Raw genomic sequence first — 17898 nt, forward strand, 5'->3', positions numbered from 1 at the left:
GGCTTAAATCCCGATATTACGGATAGAGGCCCCAACCGCGCCCGCGGGCGAAAAGCCGGGTCAGGACATAGTGGACCGCGCCGGCGGCAAGGCAGGATGGCACGGAGGCGGTGAGGTACTTGAAGGCCGGCAGGCTTTCGAGCGTCTGCGGATTGAACACGAGCACATAGACGCCGAAGCCGACCGCCAGGGCAAAAAGGCCGATGGGATTGAAGCCGCCCCAGTAGCGATAGGGACCCTTCTCCTGCGGTCCATGCAGGCTGCGCATGTCAAGCTTCTGCCCGCGTAGGAAGAAGTAGTCGGCGATGCCGATACCGGCGAGCGCGGAATTGAGGGCCGAGGTCCACACGAGGAAAATGAAGAAGCCGTCGTACATCTGCGGATAGAACACCACCAGGCCGAGCGGGATGACGCAGAAGAGAAAGAGGATCGCGCCCCAGGAGATGGCTCGAATGGTGGCGGTTCCCACCTGGCGAAGGCCGACGATGGACGTGTAGAGGATGTTTGCCATCGAAGTCATGTTGGCAAAGGCCACGAACAGCAGAGCGATGATGCCGATGATCGGGCCTGCGATCTTGGTCATCCAGATCGTCGGGTCGCTGTCTCCCAGCGCAACGGCGGCGAGAAGACCAACGATTTCGCCGAGGGCTGCGGCACCGAAGATGCCCAGGATGTTCGGCCAGAACGCTGTGCGCTCGTTCTTCGTTAAGCGAGCGAGGTTGCCGATATAGGGCCACCACGAGAATCCGGCGGCGAGGTTCACCTCGACGGCGATCATGAAATTGAGCGTGTTGTCCTCGAAGGGGGGCGACAGCGCCGGCATCACCAGCAGTTCGCCGAAGGAACGATGCTGAAGGATGAGGTAGAGCATCACGATCATCAGGATCACCAGCGCCGGCGAGACGACCATGTTGAAGAACTTGATCGAGGTCGGCCCCTTGGCGACGATGAACCAGGTGACGAGGATGGCGCCCACGGCGGCGACGATCATCTTGACGCCTGTGGGATTGGCGGCGTCGCCGGAACTGAGCGCTGTCAACCCGTCGATGGAGCGGCCGAACATCATAGCCAGCACCGCGAGCCATCCCATGGTCAGCACAACCACCGCCAGGACATAAACGATGCGGCTGCCGTTGTAGCCGAACTGGCTACGCAGCGCGACGAACTGCTCGATGCCATAGCGGCCGGAAAGTGGCGTGGTAGCCAGCGCCGTCAGCATGACCCCGACGATATTGCCGATGATGATGGCGGCAATGCCCTCCTTCGGCCCGACGAAAAGACCGACGGAACCGCCGATCAGGAACGCCCAGGTGGCAATCGCAAGCGCGGAATTGGCGTAGGTGAATTCCCAGAAGCCCCAGAGCCGTTCCGAAGGTAGAAGCGGCGCGTCGCCGCGTTCGGCCGCGGCACGATTTTCGGACGCTTCCTGGCGTTGGATTTCTGCGGCGGCAAGCCCACCGCCGGCAACGTGATCGGTCATCTCACGCCCCCCAGAACCAGAAGCCGAGGACCAGCACGAGCGTCAGCACGGTCATGCCGGCATAGTCGAGCTTGCTCATCGTGCCCTCGAAGCGGTGACCCGCCTCGATGTCTTCATAGATGCGGGCGCGGCGTCCCAGTTCGTTCTGCCAGGCACCATCGTTTTCCATTGGTCGTTCCCCTGTCGCGTCGCGCCTCTTGGCGTCTTTCCGCGAACAAATGCGGTTCCATCAGCCGCCGGTGTCGTGAACCGGGCCGCCCATGGGCGGCGACCCGGAGAATTTTCCGGAACCGCCCGTGCTTAAGGCAGCGTGATCCACACGGCCTTTGTCTCCATCAGGTAGTCGAGCTGTTCGGGGCCGAGGTCCTTGCCGAAGCCCGAAGCCTTGAAACCGCCGAAGGGCATGGACGGATCGATCGTGCTGTGCGCGTTGACGTAGACGGAGCCCGCATGCAGGCGCGGGATGAGGGTGTGCACGCGCGAGAGGTCGTTGGAGTAGATTGCGGCCGCCAGGCCGAACGGCGTGTCGTTCGCCAGTGAAACCGCATCCTCGAGCGTCTCGAAGGGGCTCGTGACCAGCACCGGCCCGAAGATCTCTTCGCGCACGATGGTCATCTCCGGCCTGCAATGGGCAAAGATCGCCGGTTCGACGAAATTGCCCGGCCGGTCCGGACTGCCTCCGCCGTAGATCAACTCGGCGCCTTCGCGACGGCCGGCTTCGATATACTCGGTCACGACCTTCTTCTGCTGCGCCGAGACCATCGGGCCGATGTAGCAATCTCGGTCGAGACCGGGCGCAAGCGTCAGCGTGCGGGTGACGGCGACCAGTTCTTCTAGGAAAGCGTCATGAACGGACTTCTGGACATAGACGCGGGTGCCCGCATCGCAAACCTGGCCGGAGTTGAAGAACACGCCGTTCGCCACCGCACGGGCGGCACTTGCCAAATCAGCATCGTCGAGCACCAAAACCGGCGATTTTCCGCCGAGTTCCAGCGTGACGTGCTTGAGGTTGCCAACGGCCGCGCGGCCGACCTCCTGACCGACCGGGGTCGAGCCGGTGAAAGTAACCTTGTCGATGCCCGGATGGGTCGACATCGCCGCACCGATGACGCTACCACGACCGGTGACGATATTGACCACGCCATCTGGAATGCCGGCCTCCTGCACCAGTTCGGCAAAGCGCAGCGTGGACAGCGAGGTCAGCTCGGCCGGTTTGACGATGACGGTGCAGCCGACAGCAAGAGCGGCCGCGAGCTTCCACGCCATGGTCTGCAGCGGAAAATTCCACGGAACGATCGCGGCGACGACGCCGAGCGGCTCTTTGCGCGTATAGGCGAGGTAGTTGCCGGGAATGGACGGCTCGACGGTGCGGCCATGCAGCTTCGTCGGCCAGCCGGCGAAGTAGCGGAAGGTATCGACCGTGCCCTGAATGTCGATCTCCCTGGCAAAAGTCACCGACTTGCCCATGTCGATGGCTTCGATCTCCGCCAGTTCGTCGGCATGGGTTTCGATAAGGTCGGCAAGGCGATGCAGCAGCCGTTCGCGCTCGAGCGGCTTCAACAGGCGCCACGCGCCGCCATCGAACTGGGCGCGGGCGGCGCGCACGGCCCGGTCGAGATCGTCGGTGGTGCCGGACGGTGCGCGGGTGATCAGGCCGGCGGTCGAAGGCTCGAAAATATCGAAGGTCGCCCCATTGCCGCTGTCGACCCAGGCGCCGCCGATGAACATCTTCTGCGGCTTGGCTAAAAAACGCCGCGTCGCATCACTGACGCCATAGTGATCCAGATAATTGCGGACATTTTCGTCCATGTCTTTTCCTCCTCGTCGGCAGCCGTGGGCGTGCCGGCCCTCACCGGGTCTTCGATCAGCGATTTTCGGCTCTTGCCTGGATGACGCGGCCGATGAGGTTCATGAGAACCTGCGCGGCCAGAATGGAGGTGCCGCCGGTGTGGTCGTAGTCGGGGGCGACCTCGACCAGATCGATGCCGACGATGGTCCCGCGCTTGGCGAGCGCTGCCAGGATCTCGAGCACCTCGTAGTAGATGAAGCCTCCATGCGACGGCGTTCCGGTGCCCGGCGCGATCGACGGATCGAAGCCGTCGATGTCGATGGTGACATAGTAGCGGGCACCGGCCGGCACGCGCTCGACCACGCCTTCTGTGCCCAGCGCCCGGATCTGGCGCACCGACAGAATGTCGGAGCCCATCTTGCGCGCATCCTCATAGCCTTCCTTGGCCGTGGAGGAGACATTGCGGATGCCGAGCTGCGACAGGCCGCTGACATAGGGCTTTTCCGCTGCGCGCCGCATCGGGTTACCGTGGCCGTAGCGCACGCCATGGCGCTCGTCGACGAAATCGAGATGGGCGTCGATCTGCACGATATGGATCGGGCCGTTCTTTTCGCAATCCTCGGCAAAGGCGTTGACGCAGGGGATGTTGATCGAATGGTCGCCGCCCAGCACGACCGGCAATGCGCCGGCCTGAAGGATCTTGCGCACGCCGAACTCGATGTTCGCATGGCTCTTCATCGTGTCGGTGTGGACGATGTCGGCATCGCCGATGTCGACGATGGAGACCTCGCCGCTCGGCAGATAGGTGACGTCGTCCTCGTGGTCATAGGCGCCGCCATGGCCGAAGGAAAAGAGGGTGGAGGCTTCGCGGATCGAGCGCGGCCCGAAGCGGGTGCCGGCGCGCCACTGGGTGCCGCAGTCGAAGGGGGCGCCGAGGATTGCCACGTCGGCGTCGATTGCATCCCAGTCCGGTTGGTAAGGATACTTGCCGAAGGTGCAGATGCCGACAAACGGCAGGTTCAGGCGCCCGGTTTCATAGGAATTGCTGGTCATGTCCCCTCCTCCAAAGGTGAGAAGGAGTGTGCCAAAGGCCGAAACATTTAAAAGTATCTATGATTACATGTTCACTTGTGCATTTATCAATGAATGATCAACAAGGTTCGACACCGCGTCCTCAATCTGTCGCTTGCCGATGCCGAGCTCAGGCTGTTGCGCGTCTTCGCCTCCGTCGTCCAGCATGGCGGCTTCTCCGCCGCGCAATCCGCTCTCGGGATGACGCAGGCGACGATCTCCACCCATATGCGCCATCTCGAGGAACGGCTGGGTCTTCGTCTCTGCAGTCGCGGGCGCAGCGGCTTCGAACTCACCGACGAAGGACGGCTCGTCTATGACGCCACGCTCGAACTGTTCGGCTCGCTGGAAAAGTTTCAAAGCCGCATCGGCGAGGCGCAAGGGGAACTGACCGGCAGCCTGAGCTTCGGTACCGTCGATGCGATGATCACCAATCGCGACCTCGACCTCCAGGGCGCGCTTGCGGCCTTCCATGCCAAGGCGCCGCGCGTGCATCTGGAAATCGACGTCGCCGCGCCGCAAGTGCTGCACCAGGGCCTGTTGAACGGTTCCTATCAGATCGTCCTGATGCCGTCTGTCGGCAACGTCGCTGCGCATTTCCGCAGCCAGGCGATCTTTTCCGAGGTGCAGAAACTCTACTGCGCCGTCGGCCATCCGCTCTTTGCCCGGCCGGACGCGGAGTTGACCGACGACGAACTCGAATCCCAATCCTTCGCCGGCCGGACTTATATGGTCAACGAAACGATCTGCGGCGTGAACTTCAAATGGGCCGCCGCAACGCCCCACATGGAGGGCACGCTCCTGCTCCTCCTGTCCGGCGCCTACATCGGCTTCCTGCCGGATCACTATGCCGACGAATGGGTCCGCACCGGCCGCTTGCGGGTCCTCGCTCCTAAGCGCCTGACCTTCGAGGATATTTTCCATATCGCCTATCCGCGCAACAAGCCTTCCCGTGCCGCCGAGACGCTGGCGCAAGCCATCACGGAAAGCCGGCGCAAGCCACGCTGATGTCCGGATCCCCGTGTTTGCGGAGAGGTCGGCGTCGCACCCTTCTGTGAGCAAGCGCTGACAAAGCGGCTTGACACCGGATGAAACCGCCCATAGTAAGTTGTAGGCCTAACCCTACAAGTGGATTTCATGCCTCATTTGCCTCACTCTTCACCCGCAGCCCTGCAGCTGACCGATCTGCCCGGCCCGGATGTGACCGTACGTCGCCTGCGGCACCCCGGCCGCTGGATCAGCGGGGGCCTTGTTCTGCTGCTGCTCGCCGTCATCGGCCGGGCCTTCGCGGTCGGGCAGATCCAGTGGACCGTGGTCGGACAGTTTCTGACTGCCGGCGTCATCGTCACTGGCTTTGGCTGGACGTTGCTGATTTCGGCCTGTGCTTTGGTACTCGGCGTCGCCCTTGGCTTTGCCTTCGGCATCATGCGGGTCTCGGAGAATCCGATCCTGCGTTTTGCCGCGTGGCTCTATGTCTGGGTGTTTCGCGGCACGCCGGTACTCCTGCAGCTGCTTATCTGGTTCAACATCGCGCTGGTCTTCCCTCGCCTCTATATTCCGGGCCTCGTCGACGAGCGCATGGTCGACATCGTCACGCCATTCGTGGCAGCTGTCCTCGGGCTCGGCGTCAATGAAGGTTCCTATCTCACCGAGGTGGTGCGCGGTGGTATCGGCTCCGTCGACCGCGGCCAGAAGGAAGCGGCCCACACGCTCGGCATGACGCCGGGCCAGACCATGCGACGCATCATCCTGCCCCAGACGGTGCGCCTGATCCTGCCGGTGCTCGGCAACAGCGCCATCGGCATGCTGAAATTCTCGTCGCTGGCCGCCACGATCGCCATGGGCGAAATGCTGAACGCCGCCCAACGCATCTACTTCATCAACGGCGCCGTGATCGAGCTCCTGTTCGTCTGCGCTGTCTGGTACCTGGCCGGGACCACCGTCCTTTCCATCGGCCAATATTATCTCGAACGTCACTTCGGCCGCGATGCCGCAACCGCCACCAACGATCGCCGCGGGTTCTGGGCCTGGGCGCGCCGGCCGGCCGCAAGGGGGGAAGCATGAGCCTCGCAGTCAAGGCGGTCGGTATCCGCAAGAGTTTTGGCAGCCACGAGGTCCTCAAGGGCCTGGATCTCGACGTCGCCTATGGCGAGGTCCTTTGCATTCTCGGGCCATCCGGCAGCGGCAAGAGCACGTTCCTGCGCTGCATCAACCACCTGGAAACACCCAATGGCGGCTATGTCTGGGTCGATGGTTCGATCATGGGCTATGAGCTTAACCGCGGCGCGCTTCAGGAATTGCCGGTCAAGCGGTTGCGCGCCCAGCAGAGCCAGCTCGGCATGGTGTTCCAGCATTTCAATCTGTTCGCGCATCGAACGGTGCTCGGAAACGTCATCGAGGGCCCGATGGTTGTGCGCGGTCTCAGCCGTAGCGAGGCCGAAGCCCGCGCCATGGCCCTGCTCGAGCAGGTCGGCATGGCCGCCAAGGCGTCCAGCTACCCCTCGCAACTTTCCGGCGGCCAGAAGCAGCGTGTCGCGATTGCAAGAGCACTGGCGATGGAACCGCGCGTCATGCTGTTCGACGAACCGACCAGCGCGCTGGATCCGGAACTCGTCGGCGAGGTGCTGGAAGTGATGCGCAATCTGGCACGCGGCGGCACGACCATGATCGTCGTCACGCACGAGATCGGCTTTGCCCGCGAGGTCGCAGACCGCGTGGTGGTGATGATCGACGGCGAGATCCGCGAAAACGGTGCGCCGCAGCAGGTTCTGAGCGCCCCCGGCGACCCGCGCGTGCGCAGTTTCCTCAGCCGCGTGCTGGCCTGATCAACAAAGTTCAAAAAAGGGAGAACGGAAATGAAACAACTGCTGCCGACGGTCCTCGGGCTCGCCTCAGCCACATTCATCAGCCTCGCATCCGGCGTGGCCGCCCATGCCGCCGACGAAAAGCTAGCAGCCGCCCTGCCGGAAGCGGTTCGCTCGGCCGGCAAGCTGAACTTCACCATCAGCCTCGCCTATCCACCGATGGAATACAGCGACGCCGGTTCGACCGAACTCAAGGGTTTCGACATCGACCTTGCCAAGGCGATCGCCGAACGCCTCGGCCTGACGGCGGAATTCCAGAATGTCGAGTTTCCGCAGCTCATTCCGCAGGTCGTCACCGGCCGCTCGGACATGATCATCACCGCCTTCTCGGACAAGGTGGAGCGCCAGGGCCAGCTCGACTTCATTGACTATTTCAAGACCGGCAACGTCTTCTACACGACGCTCGATCATCAGAGCGAGATCAAGACCGAGGCCGACCTTTGCGGAAAGACGGTGGCCGTGGCCACCGGCACGAGCTGGGTCACCTGGGCGGAAGAGCTTGGAAAGTCGATCTGCCCGGCCGACAAGCTGATCACCGTCATCCAGATCCCGACCCAGGCCGAGCACATCATGCAGATCCGCCAGGGCCGTGCCCAGGCCTCGGTCATCGGGCTCGAGGGGCTTCTCGACCTCATCAAGCAGGAGCCGGGCAAGTTCTACCAGATCGGCGATGTCGGAGAAATCAACCACTACGGCATCGCCTTCGCCAAGGCGAACGGCGATTTGCGCGATGCGGTGCATGCAACGCTCGATGCGCTGAAGGCAGACGGTACTTATGCACAGATCCTCGACCGCCACGGCTTGAAAGAGGCTGGCGTCGAGGAGTTCAAGATAAACGGAGCGACAAAGTAACCCCTTGCCGGAGCCTGCCTTGACCCATCCTTCCACGCCAGACGCCAACGCAACGAGCGAAAGCCCGGATGACCGGCTGTCGCGCTTTCGGCTCGATTCCTTTTCGAGCGAGCAGCTCTACCGGCAACTATACCGGGCCTTGCGTGCCGCCATTCTGAGCGGTGACTTCTCCGAAGGGGAAGCCATCCCCTCGGAGAACCAGTTGCGCGACCAGTTCGGCATTGCCAGGACCACCGTGCGCAACGCGATGGCGCTGCTGGTGTCGGAAGGATTGGTTCAGCAGGTGCGCGGCCGGGGCACCATCGTCTCGCACCGGCCGATCAGCCACAACATCTGGAACTTCGGCAGTTTTACCGAACTGGCCCGACGCCAGGGCCAGCGACCGGTGACCCGGGTGCTGGAGCACAAGGTGGAAAACGGCGAACTCCTCCTGGTGCGCGCCCGGGGCCTTGCGAACGGCGAGACGATCAGCTGGTTGAACGTCGACACGTCGCACCTCGACCTTTCCCTCTACCCCGGCATCGATGCCTACGACTTCGGCGCGCAATCCCTCTACGAGGTGCTGCGCCGCGATTACGATCGCCATCCCCTTCGCTCGGAACTGCTGCTCACCGTCGTGCCGCCGTCCGATCGTCTTCGGGAGGTCTTTGCCCCGGCGCCTTCAGTGCCGGGCTATCTTTGCGCCAGCGGAGACGTGCTCGATGCCGACGACCAATTGGTTGAACGCACGTCGATCGTCTACTCGCCGGCCGTCCAGATGAAATTCGCAACGCGCTGGGGGCGCGATACCGCGCCCGCATGAAGGCGGTGCGACCCAGGAGAACTGACATGAGCCGTTTTGGCGAGACTTTCACAACCCCGAAACCCATCCTCGGCATGCTGCATCTGACCGGCGATGGACCCGCCGCAAAATGCGCCCAGGCCGAAGAAGAGGCCCGCATCATGGCCGGCGAAGGGGTCGACGGGCTGGTGGTCGAGAACTATTTTGGCGATGCCGACGATGTCGAGCGCGTCCTCGAACGGTTGTGCACCCTTAACCTCGGCGCGCGGATCGGCGTCAACGTGCTGCGCGACGATGCGCGGGCGTTTGCGCTTGCCGCACGCTTTCCCGTCTCCTTCATTCAGGTGGATTCCGTTGCCGGCCACCTGCCACCGGAAAGCGACGTCTCGTTTGCAGCCGACCTTGCCGCCCGGCGGGCCGGCGTACCGGCCTTGCTTCTCGGCGGCGTGCGGTTCAAGTACCAGCCGGTTCTTTCGGGACGGTCCGAAGAAGACGACGTCCGCCTGGGGGCAGCCCGCTGTGACGGCCTCGTGGTGACGTCGGATGCCACAGGCCAGCCGACGGACATGGAAAAGGTGGCGCGCTTCCGCGCGGCAACCGGCGGCACCGTGCCGCTCCTCATCGGCGCCGGCCTCACGGAAGCCAATGCGGTCGAGCAGCTCGCGCACGCCGACGGCGCCGTTGTCGGAAGCTGGTTCAAGCACGACCATAAGGATACCGGCCTGGTCGAGGCCGGCCATGTGGCGCGGCTGATGCGCGTCGTGCGCACCGCACGGAGCGCAGCATGAGCACGCACACCGTTGCGGCGCGCCCGGTGACGCCTGAGAATTTCGCCCGCTTCGGCAAGGTCTATGACCTCGTCGACGATCTCGACGCGCAGGTGATCTGGACGACGGGCGATGGATGGCATGATGGGTTCACCCGTATCCCGCTGGTAGAAGGCTCGCCCCGCCTCGGCATCACGCGTGCGCCGGGAGCGCCATGGTCGTGCGCCGCGATGGAGCGGCATCTGCTGACCGAGGAGGCGATTTTCTGCGCCGGCGAACCGGTCGTCCTTGCGGTGGCCCCTGCATCGACGGCCGATGCTCCCGTTGCCGCCGATATCGAGGCCTTCATCATCACGCCGGGGCGGGCAGTGGTGATGCATCGGGGTGTCTGGCATGACGCCTGCCGGGGTGCATCCGGCCCGACGCCCTATTATTGGATGGCGGTCTGCGGCCTCGGCGAAAGTCCATGGGTGCCGGTCGAGGGAGGACCGCGCCAGATCGAGGTCATGCAGGGACAAACCGCATGACAGCCTTTTTCATCGGCGATGTCGCGCTCGACGAATACTACACGGCCGATCGTTGGCCCGGCCGCGCAGACAAGGGCATGGTCCGCGAATTGCCGGCCGAAATCGGCGGTTCGATTGCCAACGCGGCCGTCGTGCACGCGGCGCTCGGGGGCGATACCCAGTTCATTTCGCTGCTCAATGACAGTCCGCTGTCGTGCCGCCTGATCGACGACCTCGAACAGAACGGCGTCGCTGCCGATCATATGCTGACCGATCGCGCCGTTGCGGAATCGCGCAATCTCATCTTCCTCGTCGACGGCGAGCATGTCGTTTTGACAGTCGAGATGGGCGAGCAACCTATGTGGCTCCCGCCGGCAACGCTTGCCGCGCTGCGCCAACCAGGCTTCCTCTACACGACGCTCTACCGGGTGCGTCGGCTCCATGCAGAGACCGACGGGGGCGTGCTGAAGCAGGCCGATCTCGTAGCCGATCTCAGGCGCCACGACCGCCGCGCGATCTTCGATCTCGATGTCGGCGGCTGCGCATCCGAAGACCTGCCCTATCTCAAAGGCGCTGCCGTCGTCATCTTCAACCAGGTCGGCTTCCGCGCCGCCTTCGGCCATGACGACATATCCCGCATTGCCGGCTGGATACGGGATCACGAGATCGGCTGGGTCGTGCGCACCCTGGCCGCCGACGGTGCGGAGGCACACGACGGCAAGACGCGCCTTGAGGCAAAAGGCTACCCGGTCGACGTCGTCGACGTGACGGGTGCCGGAGATACGTTCGGCGGAGCATTGACCTGGTGTTTGAGCGAGGGGCAATCCTTTGCAGAGGCGCTGGATTTTTCCATCGCCGCCGCGTCGCGCTCCGTTACGATCCACGGCCCGCGCGGCGGCAAGGCGAGCGCGCCGGATATCCTTGCATGGCGTGCGCAAAGGCGCGGGCCCTGATAGGCCGAGACTGCGACCGTGCCTCAGCCCTGAAATCGCCGCCCGTACGCTTTGCCTTGATCTCGCGAAACGGGAGGCCTTGCCTCCTGCTTCGCAAGCTCGCGCTGACCAACGGGGATTGAGGTGAAAGCGCCTGCGCGAGGGACCGGCCGCACGGAGCGAAACGTCAATGAAGTGAAGGAAGCCGGGCGGGGCAGGTGCGTGAAGAGGCGGAGGGAACAGCCCCCGGCCCCTCAAAGTTCACGAAAGACCCGGTTGTGACGTCGAACTCCGCGGCCCAAAAAGCGTGATACGCACGACGACCAAAGGCTCCCCAGGGCCGCTCGCGGACCTACCCGATGATTTGCCGGCAAACTCCAGCGCCGCGCTCATCGCTGCAGCGCCCCCCTGCACGCGCTTGGATACGACTTGTGCAATGCCCGCACGCGCGAAGCCACCAAGGCAAGCGCTGGATAAGTCCCGCGGCACCTGGCCGATCGCATCGAACGGTTCGCAAGCCAACGGCATGACCAAGCAAGAGGTGGTACTCTGCGCCATCCGGACAACGCCCGTCGCGGTTGCGCCACAAATGGACATCCGTTGATATGGACGAATAGAGCTTGCTGACCGGCTCAACGACATCACGCAACGCGGTTGGCTTTTGCAAGCGTTCGATGCTCGTCACTTGTCCCGGAAGACTTGCGGGTGTGTACGGCGCCGGCCGCTCTGAATGCCACGGCGGCCGTCATCAGCGCGAGTGCCGCGATCACTGCTGCGCCAACCGGCAATGCGGCGATGTCGTAGCGGACAAGGAAACCGCCGACGATCGTTCCCAGTCCGACGCCGACATGCATTGCCGAAAAATTCAGGCTGATGCCGGCTTCGGCTGTTTCCGGTCCGGTCGAGATCAGAAAGCGCTGCACGACGGGCGAAATCATCCAGCTGATGCAGGCCCAAACCATCATGACGGCGAACAACGGCCCGGGGCTGCCTTTGAGCAACGGGAGCCCTGCAAGCGCCGCGAGATAGGCCGACGGCGTCAACAGGAGGGCTGCGCGCGGTGACAACCTGTCTGCAAGCCACCCCCCGAAATATCCACCGCTTACGCCTGCTATTCCCAAGGCGGCGAAGCCAAGAGCGACATTCCCGTCCGCGATGCCGGCAACCTCGACGAGATAGGGCGCGAGAAAGGCAAAGAGAACGAAGTGCCCGCCAATCATCAAGATGGAGACCAACTGCCCGGCGACGAGAGGGGCCGATCTCAAATGCTTGAGATATCCAGGCAGCGCGACCCCGCGCAGGCCGGAGGCGGGAATGCAGCGCCAGCTCACCAGCCACACGGTGAAAGCAAGCGCGGCGAGCGCAAGAAAGACGCCTCGCCAACCGGCAACGTCCGCTATCAAGATGCCTGCCGGAACACCGAGCACCAACGAGCCGCTGATCCCCATGAACATAATCCCGATCGCCCGCCCCTGCATGCTCTCATCGACGAGTTCCGTCGCAAGCATCGTTGCCAGCAGGCACACGGTCGCACTGGCTGCAGCCATCGCGATACGAGCAAGAAGCATGATCGCGAAATTCGGGCTCGCGGCCGCGGCAAAGGTGCTCAGGATGAAGAGGCCGAGCGCTGCAAGGAACAAGCGTCTGCGATCAATCCGTTTCGTGAGGGCGAGCGCAAGAGGCGCCGTGACCGCAAAGACTATGGAAAAGACGGCGGTCAGTTGACCCGCAAGCGCCAACGACACGCCAAGGCCGCCCGCTACTTCGGGAAGAATCCCGACAATGATGTTCTCCGCCGTCCCCGTTACAAAGGTTGCGAAAGCCAGCAAGATGACGACGGGATTCATGCGTTTCACCCTCCAAACATGACGACCCATGTTGGGTGGCGAATAGCCGGCCCGACACGGAAAGACGTGTCGGGTTTCGAGGCAAAGCTTCGGTTATCCCTTAACGGCACGACTAACACGCCATTGGGAAAGCGGAAAGCCTCTTCGGTGCCATGACTGCAGGTCGACGCCCAGGCGGGCCACTGGCCAGTCGCCAAGCTATAGGGCATCGACCTCCACGCGGGGATGCGCAGAGAAAATATTCGGCACCATGAATGCCACAAGTTTCGCGCTCACCACATCTGCGATGTGTTTCGGGCGTGATTCGCGCGAACGGAACACCAATGGGCGGCAACATGGAGCGCGACGAAACCACCGAGCTGACGCAAACACTCCTCTCAAGCCTTTCGGTGATTGCCGAAAGTGACGATCAAACACGCCTTCGGATCAGGAACACCTATCGATCCGGTCTTATGCTTTCAGCCCATCTCGCCCTGACGGGCGATGATGCGCGCCCGGGTATCCGAACCTGCCTTGCGTGGTATCGGGCTGCAAGCGAGGCAAACGAGGCCGCCTCCATCGGCTGGTTGCTCGCTGCGATCGACGAGCGGATCAACGCGCGCGATCTGCGGGACTGGCAAGCCCTGCAGAAGCTGCTTGATGACGCTCATGACTGTCTGCAGCCCACGCATCATTAGACGACGGCACGGCCACCGATTTGAACGCCCGCCGAGCGAGGCCGCTCGGCGGCGACAAGCGGTCGATGTGGGAAGCAGCCGGCGCCGCGCGTGAGCTCTCCGACATATTCTGGCGTGGCCTACGAAAGAGGTGATCATAGCCCACGGTCCGCCGATCACAGACGACGAGCAAGCATTCCTGCGCAATGCGTTTCACTGGTTAATGACCAAGGGTGAGCTTCGAACGCGATCCGGCGACGGGCAGTCCACCTCCTGAGGCGCCGTGGGAAGCGCGGCGCAAACTCCCACCTCGGTGTCGACCGATTTCGGGCGGGAGTAAATTGTAGGACGGCCAGCGTGATCTCGCGGCAGCAACGTGACGTCAATCGGTCGCCCGACCCCGTTCTAAAGATAACGGCGATCGCGTCCTCAAGGGCTTGTGACAGGCCGGAGACATTTAGTCCAACAATAGTCAGAAAATTCGTACGTTATTGCGAGCGCTTGCGTCGGCCATACGAAAAATGCGCCCGATTGACGCGAGATTTTCACGTCGGCGATCATTGCTGTCGATACCTATGCCGCTCTAGCAGGAACATAGCGTGTCGAGCGTTGTCGTCGCAGCCAATTTGGCCGCGCCGACGTTGCGCTCCAGATCGCCGCACGTTGGGCGACATCGCGCGGATCAGCGCTTCTCAGTTGCAAGCTCTATGGCAGGAGCGGAGGGTCAAAGGCCTCTGGCGCACGGAAAAGCTGCAGCTGGAACGCGACCTGATCAAGCTTTCAGGAAAACCAGCGCGCGCAAGATCTCGGCAAAATCCGCATGCTTGAAAGCGACGGCGCGAGGACCGTGTGCATAGGCTCCGGGATACCAACCGGCACGATAGGCATCTGTCGGATTGTTGAACTCGATCACCACTTCGTAGCGCTCGGCCCTGGACGGCAGCACCTGAGAAAAATCGCCGGACAGCGCTTCTGCTACGCCTTCACGGATAAGCCGGCGCGACCAAGCAGGCGAGATCGACGTCGTTGACCGACCTCTACCCTCCAGTGTTTCCACCGACTTCAGCCCCGGCACCATCGCCCGGGCGTCGGAGCAAATACCGGCATCGCCGGCCAGGAAGACCGACGGTACGCCGTAACCGGCGGCACAGAGCGCGTTGACGGTGAATTCCGAGGCGACCTCGCCGTTCAGGAGCAGGCGCGAGATGCGCATGGTGGAGGTATGGGCGAGCGGATTTGCCTCGCTGCCGGCTTTGGAGTGATAGCCCGTATAGATCGCGGCCGCGAAGCCGGCATCGAGGCCGAACATCATCGCATCCGGATGGCCGGACCAGCCGCGCACGATGCGGACGTAGTCCGGCAGGCGATCGAGAATGAGGTTACGTCCGCTGTCATGGGCGTCTTTCACCACCACTTCGGTCGCACCGGCGGCACGCGCGCCCTCGCAGGCGGCGACCACCTCGGCGGTCATCAGGGCGCGAAATTCGGTCCAGTCGGCATGGGTGCGCTCGGCTTCGTCCCATTGCGCAATGCCTGCGGTGCCTTCGATGTCAGCGGAAATGAAGACTTTCATGGGTAGGTTCCTCTATCGGTCAATCGGGAAGAGCGGGATAGATGCGGTCGTTTCAGGCAGGCATCACGAAGGCCGACACCCGCGCTCGGCGCCCGGCACCGCAGGGCTTCAGCGGCCACTTGGGCAGACTTGTTATCGGCGAGGCACGCGTGACTGGTGACCGGCGATTTGCATGTCGTTGGGACGGAACATTGGTCAAGCTCCCCACCACAGGCCAATTCAATTTGCGCAAAGCTCCATGCAAAAATCGCCTAACCCCTGAAATTTCAATTCGTTATGGATACCCTCTCAGGAACAGACGGGCATGCACGATCGGTAGCGCGATGCCGCCGACGCCAACGTCGGCGGCATCGCCACGCGCAGGTCTAGAGAAGCTCGCCCATCGACTGCAGGAGCCGATCGATCTGAGCGGTCGTGTGCTCGGAAAACACCGCAAGCCGCATGGTCGCGACATCGGACGCGTCGGAATAGCCACCAGGCTGCTGCACCCTGACGATGATATCGCGCTCCGCAAGACGATCGCGCAGCTGTTCGAGGTCGGTGACGCCCTTGATGGTGACGATCGGTACCGGCGTGTCGGCAACGTCGAACCCGAGGCTCCGCAACCCGCTGCGCACATGCTTGACGTTGCGAACGAGATTGGCGCGCTTTTGCGGTGTCGTCTGCAGAACGCGCAACGATGCCGCGGCAGCGGCTGCAAGACCCGGTGGCGCCGGCGAGGCCCCACGCATGATCATGGCATTGCCCGCGATCTTGGCGGCTAGATCCGCACTGCCGGGAACGATGCCGCCGAGCGCGCCGAACGCCTTGCTCATCGTGCCGGCGAGATAGTTGCCCTCGCCTTCGAGCCCCGCGTGCTGCAGCGATCCGCGGCCGGTCTCACCAAGGACGCCGACGCCGTGGGAATCGTCGATGCAGAGCAGCGCCCCATCATAAGGGGCCATGGCCTGCCGGTAATCCCCAAGTGGCGCCAACCGCCCGGACGACGGAAAGACGCCGTCGGTCAGCACCGCCGGCCGCTCGCCCGCCTTCACATGCAGCGACAGTTGCGCAGCAAGATCCTCCGGATCGGCATGTCGAAACTCATGAACCCGCTTGCCGAGCGTCGGGATCGCGTCACGGGTACTGTAATGCGTTGCCGAATCCATGAGGATGACATCGAATTCATCGCGCAGCCCCTGCAGCAACACCATGGGGCTGGTGTAGCCGGAGATCATGTAGACGACCTCCTCCGTGCCGAACCAGTCGCGCAGCCGCTCCTGCAAATCGGCATAGACCTGCATATGGGCGAGTGTCCCCGGCCCCATGCCGTAGCGCCTCGTCGCTTCGCAGGCCGCCTCGATCACCTCGGAGTGGCCATGCAGGCAGAAGTACGACGTGCCGCAATAATAGTCGACCTCGCGCCCGCCGATGAACATGCGGGCGCCAAGAGGTGACTCCATCTTGATTGGAGCGGTCATGATTGGGTCACGCAGCTTCGGCTTGAGACGGGCTGCGTCGCTCCAGGAACATCGGCCCGACGCGGATGCCGCGCTTGCCGTTGTCGTCGACGGCGTCGAGTTCGAGGATCTCGTCTTCGTAAAGCCGCCCGTGCATGCGGAAGCGCCCCTCTGCGACCAGCTCGCATGTGTGGGTGCAGAAGTACTCGATCAGGCACTTCAGGCCGCCATGGCTGTAGGTCAGGTAGGTGATGTTGAAGTCCGGCCCATATTCGCCGAGATGCGGCGCGATGGCATCGGGCACAGTCTCGTCCTCAGGCGTCTCTATGCGTGTCCAGCTTGTATCCCGCCAGACGAGCTTGCCAGCTGCCGGGAAGGAGAGGTTCATGTGGGCATAGTCCGCACCGCGCCCGTAGATACGACCGTCGATGACGAAATCGTTGCCGGCCACCGGACGGATCCGGTGCGGTACGCCCTCGCCCATCAAGTAGATCTTGCCGCCCTTGGACTTGACCTCGACAATCTCTTGCGTCGCATCGTCCCGGTAGTAGCCCGGAAGCGTCTCGAACTGCGCCTCCGTAATTTCCGGCGGACGCTGTGTCCGCTCCGGCATCTTGCCCATCTTGCGTTCGGCAAGGACAATGCGCACACCTTCGACACCGAGCCGCGAGGCGATCTGGTTGGCGAAATCGAGGGTCGCGAAGATCAGCACGCCGACGCCGGCTGACGGCAGCAGCATCATCTGCGAAGCGTAGCCGTAAACCGCGCCGCCGTGGCCGACGGAAGTCCAGCCATCAACTTCGCCGGCGCCGAAGCACAGGCCATAACCGGCGAGCGTCCTGTCGCCGCCCGGGCGCTTGCCGAACGGCGTCCACATTTCGCGCAGCGACGCCGGCGAGATGATGGAATTGCCCTCGGCATCGAAGCCTCCGCGCAGCAGGCATTGGGCGTAGCGCGCCATGTCGCCGGTGGTTGAGAAGATGTTGCCGGCCGGCGACCCGCCGAGGCTGAAGACCGGCGCCGGCGTATCGCCATCGAGCGTCCACATGTCGGCAGGTGCCAGCCGCTCGCGGATGCCCGGCGCCATGCCGCAGGACGAGCCGTCCATGTGAAGCGGCTTCAGGATGTTGGCGGCAACATAGTCGGAATAGCTCTGGCCTGTAACGACCTCTATCACACGGCCGACGACGGCGATGCCGGCGTTGGAATAGTGCATCACGCCAAGGCTCGGATCCTGTTTCAGGACGGAGGTTGCCAGCTCGTTGACCGTGTCTTCGAGCGGCGGGCGGGTGGCGTCGAGATAATGGCCGCTCTTCGGCTCGCGCACGATACCCGCCGTAT

General features: G+C 63.2%; 17 protein-coding genes. 9 read left to right on the forward strand and 8 right to left on the reverse strand.

Annotated elements, in window-relative coordinates:
* Nucleotides 1–16 precede the first annotated feature (16 nt).
* From L981_RS29925 to speB, 4 genes are all read right to left on the reverse strand, one after another.
* Nucleotides 17–1480, reverse strand: a complete 1464-nt coding sequence (locus tag L981_RS29925) for a cytosine permease (RefSeq protein WP_043625300.1) — start codon at nucleotides 1478–1480, stop codon at nucleotides 17–19.
* 1 nt (nucleotide 1481) lies between these two features.
* Entirely contained in the window at nucleotides 1482–1649 is a 168-nt protein-coding gene (locus L981_RS34800; protein WP_156134286.1) for a hypothetical protein, read from the reverse strand.
* Nucleotides 1650–1780: 131 nt separating this feature from the next.
* Complete coding sequence (locus tag L981_RS29930; protein WP_043625302.1) at nucleotides 1781–3289, reverse strand: aldehyde dehydrogenase; 1509 nt, start codon at nucleotides 3287–3289, stop codon at nucleotides 1781–1783.
* 55 nt (nucleotides 3290–3344) lie between these two features.
* Nucleotides 3345–4322, reverse strand: a complete 978-nt coding sequence (speB, locus tag L981_RS29935) for an agmatinase (protein ID WP_043625304.1) — start codon at nucleotides 4320–4322, stop codon at nucleotides 3345–3347.
* Between the two features lie 93 nt (nucleotides 4323–4415).
* On the opposite strand from speB, the gene L981_RS29940 reads away from it, so the two are divergent.
* The 8 genes from L981_RS29940 to L981_RS29975 all read left to right on the forward strand — a co-directional run bounded on the left by L981_RS29940 (nucleotide 4416) and on the right by L981_RS29975 (nucleotide 11063).
* Nucleotides 4416–5348 carry a LysR family transcriptional regulator gene (locus L981_RS29940; RefSeq protein WP_052202099.1) on the forward strand — a complete coding sequence of 311 codons (933 nt, stop codon included), beginning with the start codon at nucleotides 4416–4418 and terminating at the stop codon, nucleotides 5346–5348.
* A 129-nt stretch (nucleotides 5349–5477) separates the two neighbouring features.
* Nucleotides 5478–6404: an amino acid ABC transporter permease gene (locus L981_RS29945; RefSeq protein WP_082006210.1), complete on the forward strand. Its 927-nt coding sequence runs from the start codon at nucleotides 5478–5480 to the stop codon at nucleotides 6402–6404.
* Nucleotides 6401–7165, forward strand: coding sequence for an amino acid ABC transporter ATP-binding protein (locus L981_RS29950; protein WP_043625308.1), 765 nt, complete (start codon nucleotides 6401–6403; stop codon nucleotides 7163–7165). Before L981_RS29945 ends, L981_RS29950 begins: the two co-directional genes overlap by 4 nt.
* A gap of 30 nt (nucleotides 7166–7195) precedes the next feature.
* Nucleotides 7196–8056: an ABC transporter substrate-binding protein gene (locus L981_RS29955; protein ID WP_052202100.1), complete on the forward strand. Its 861-nt coding sequence runs from the start codon at nucleotides 7196–7198 to the stop codon at nucleotides 8054–8056.
* Between the two features lie 19 nt (nucleotides 8057–8075).
* Complete coding sequence (locus L981_RS29960) at nucleotides 8076–8858, forward strand: GntR family transcriptional regulator (protein ID WP_052202101.1); 783 nt, start codon at nucleotides 8076–8078, stop codon at nucleotides 8856–8858.
* A 26-nt stretch (nucleotides 8859–8884) separates the two neighbouring features.
* Entirely contained in the window at nucleotides 8885–9625 is a 741-nt protein-coding gene (locus L981_RS29965) for a BtpA/SgcQ family protein (protein WP_043625311.1), read from the forward strand.
* Nucleotides 9622–10131, forward strand: a complete 510-nt coding sequence (locus L981_RS29970; RefSeq protein ID WP_043625313.1) for an ureidoglycolate lyase — start codon at nucleotides 9622–9624, stop codon at nucleotides 10129–10131. Before L981_RS29965 ends, L981_RS29970 begins: the two co-directional genes overlap by 4 nt.
* Complete coding sequence (locus L981_RS29975; protein WP_043625316.1) at nucleotides 10128–11063, forward strand: carbohydrate kinase family protein; 936 nt, start codon at nucleotides 10128–10130, stop codon at nucleotides 11061–11063. The genes L981_RS29970 and L981_RS29975 overlap by 4 nt, the downstream gene beginning before the upstream one ends.
* A 620-nt stretch (nucleotides 11064–11683) precedes the next feature.
* On the opposite strand, the gene L981_RS29980 is transcribed toward L981_RS29975, so the two are convergent.
* Nucleotides 11684–12889, reverse strand: coding sequence for an MFS transporter (locus L981_RS29980; protein ID WP_082006208.1), 1206 nt, complete (start codon nucleotides 12887–12889; stop codon nucleotides 11684–11686).
* A gap of 323 nt (nucleotides 12890–13212) precedes the next feature.
* Between L981_RS29980 and L981_RS29985 the strand changes: the two genes are divergently transcribed.
* Entirely contained in the window at nucleotides 13213–13566 is a 354-nt protein-coding gene (locus L981_RS29985; protein ID WP_052202102.1) for a hypothetical protein, read from the forward strand.
* A gap of 751 nt (nucleotides 13567–14317) precedes the next feature.
* Here the strand turns inward: L981_RS29985 and L981_RS29990 are convergent.
* From L981_RS29990 to L981_RS30000, 3 genes are all read right to left on the reverse strand, one after another.
* The gene (locus L981_RS29990; RefSeq protein WP_043625319.1) at nucleotides 14318–15118 is read right to left on the reverse strand and encodes a M55 family metallopeptidase; all 801 of its coding nucleotides are present in this window, start codon (nucleotides 15116–15118) and stop codon (nucleotides 14318–14320) included.
* A 365-nt stretch (nucleotides 15119–15483) separates the two neighbouring features.
* Nucleotides 15484–16578, reverse strand: a complete 1095-nt coding sequence (locus tag L981_RS29995) for a pyridoxal phosphate-dependent aminotransferase family protein (protein ID WP_043625322.1) — start codon at nucleotides 16576–16578, stop codon at nucleotides 15484–15486.
* Nucleotides 16579–16585: 7 nt separating this feature from the next.
* The coding region (locus L981_RS30000) for a serine hydrolase (RefSeq protein WP_043625325.1) at nucleotides 16586–17898 on the reverse strand (1313 nt) is incomplete at its 5' end.

Origin of the sequence: Ensifer sp. ZNC0028 (assembly GCF_000799055.1) — a bacterium.
Lineage (GTDB): Bacteria > Pseudomonadota > Alphaproteobacteria > Rhizobiales > Rhizobiaceae > Ensifer.

Coding starts and splice junctions, on each gene's coding strand:
- L981_RS29925 (WP_043625300.1), bottom strand. CDS start 1,480: ATGACCGATCACGTTGCCGGCGGTGGGCTTGCCGCCGCAGAAATCCAA.
- L981_RS34800 (WP_156134286.1), bottom strand. CDS start 1,649: ATGGAAAACGATGGTGCCTGGCAGAACGAACTGGGACGCCGCGCCCGC.
- L981_RS29930 (WP_043625302.1), bottom strand. CDS start 3,289: ATGGACGAAAATGTCCGCAATTATCTGGATCACTATGGCGTCAGTGAT.
- speB (WP_043625304.1), bottom strand. CDS start 4,322: ATGACCAGCAATTCCTATGAAACCGGGCGCCTGAACCTGCCGTTTGTC.
- L981_RS29940 (WP_052202099.1), top strand. CDS start 4,416: ATGATCAACAAGGTTCGACACCGCGTCCTCAATCTGTCGCTTGCCGAT.
- L981_RS29945 (WP_082006210.1), top strand. CDS start 5,478: ATGCCTCATTTGCCTCACTCTTCACCCGCAGCCCTGCAGCTGACCGAT.
- L981_RS29950 (WP_043625308.1), top strand. CDS start 6,401: ATGAGCCTCGCAGTCAAGGCGGTCGGTATCCGCAAGAGTTTTGGCAGC.
- L981_RS29955 (WP_052202100.1), top strand. CDS start 7,196: ATGAAACAACTGCTGCCGACGGTCCTCGGGCTCGCCTCAGCCACATTC.
- L981_RS29965 (WP_043625311.1), top strand. CDS start 8,885: ATGAGCCGTTTTGGCGAGACTTTCACAACCCCGAAACCCATCCTCGGC.
- L981_RS29970 (WP_043625313.1), top strand. CDS start 9,622: ATGAGCACGCACACCGTTGCGGCGCGCCCGGTGACGCCTGAGAATTTC.
- L981_RS29975 (WP_043625316.1), top strand. CDS start 10,128: ATGACAGCCTTTTTCATCGGCGATGTCGCGCTCGACGAATACTACACG.
- L981_RS29980 (WP_082006208.1), bottom strand. CDS start 12,889: ATGAATCCCGTCGTCATCTTGCTGGCTTTCGCAACCTTTGTAACGGGG.
- L981_RS29985 (WP_052202102.1), top strand. CDS start 13,213: ATGGGCGGCAACATGGAGCGCGACGAAACCACCGAGCTGACGCAAACA.
- L981_RS29990 (WP_043625319.1), bottom strand. CDS start 15,118: ATGAAAGTCTTCATTTCCGCTGACATCGAAGGCACCGCAGGCATTGCG.
- L981_RS29995 (WP_043625322.1), bottom strand. CDS start 16,578: ATGACCGCTCCAATCAAGATGGAGTCACCTCTTGGCGCCCGCATGTTC.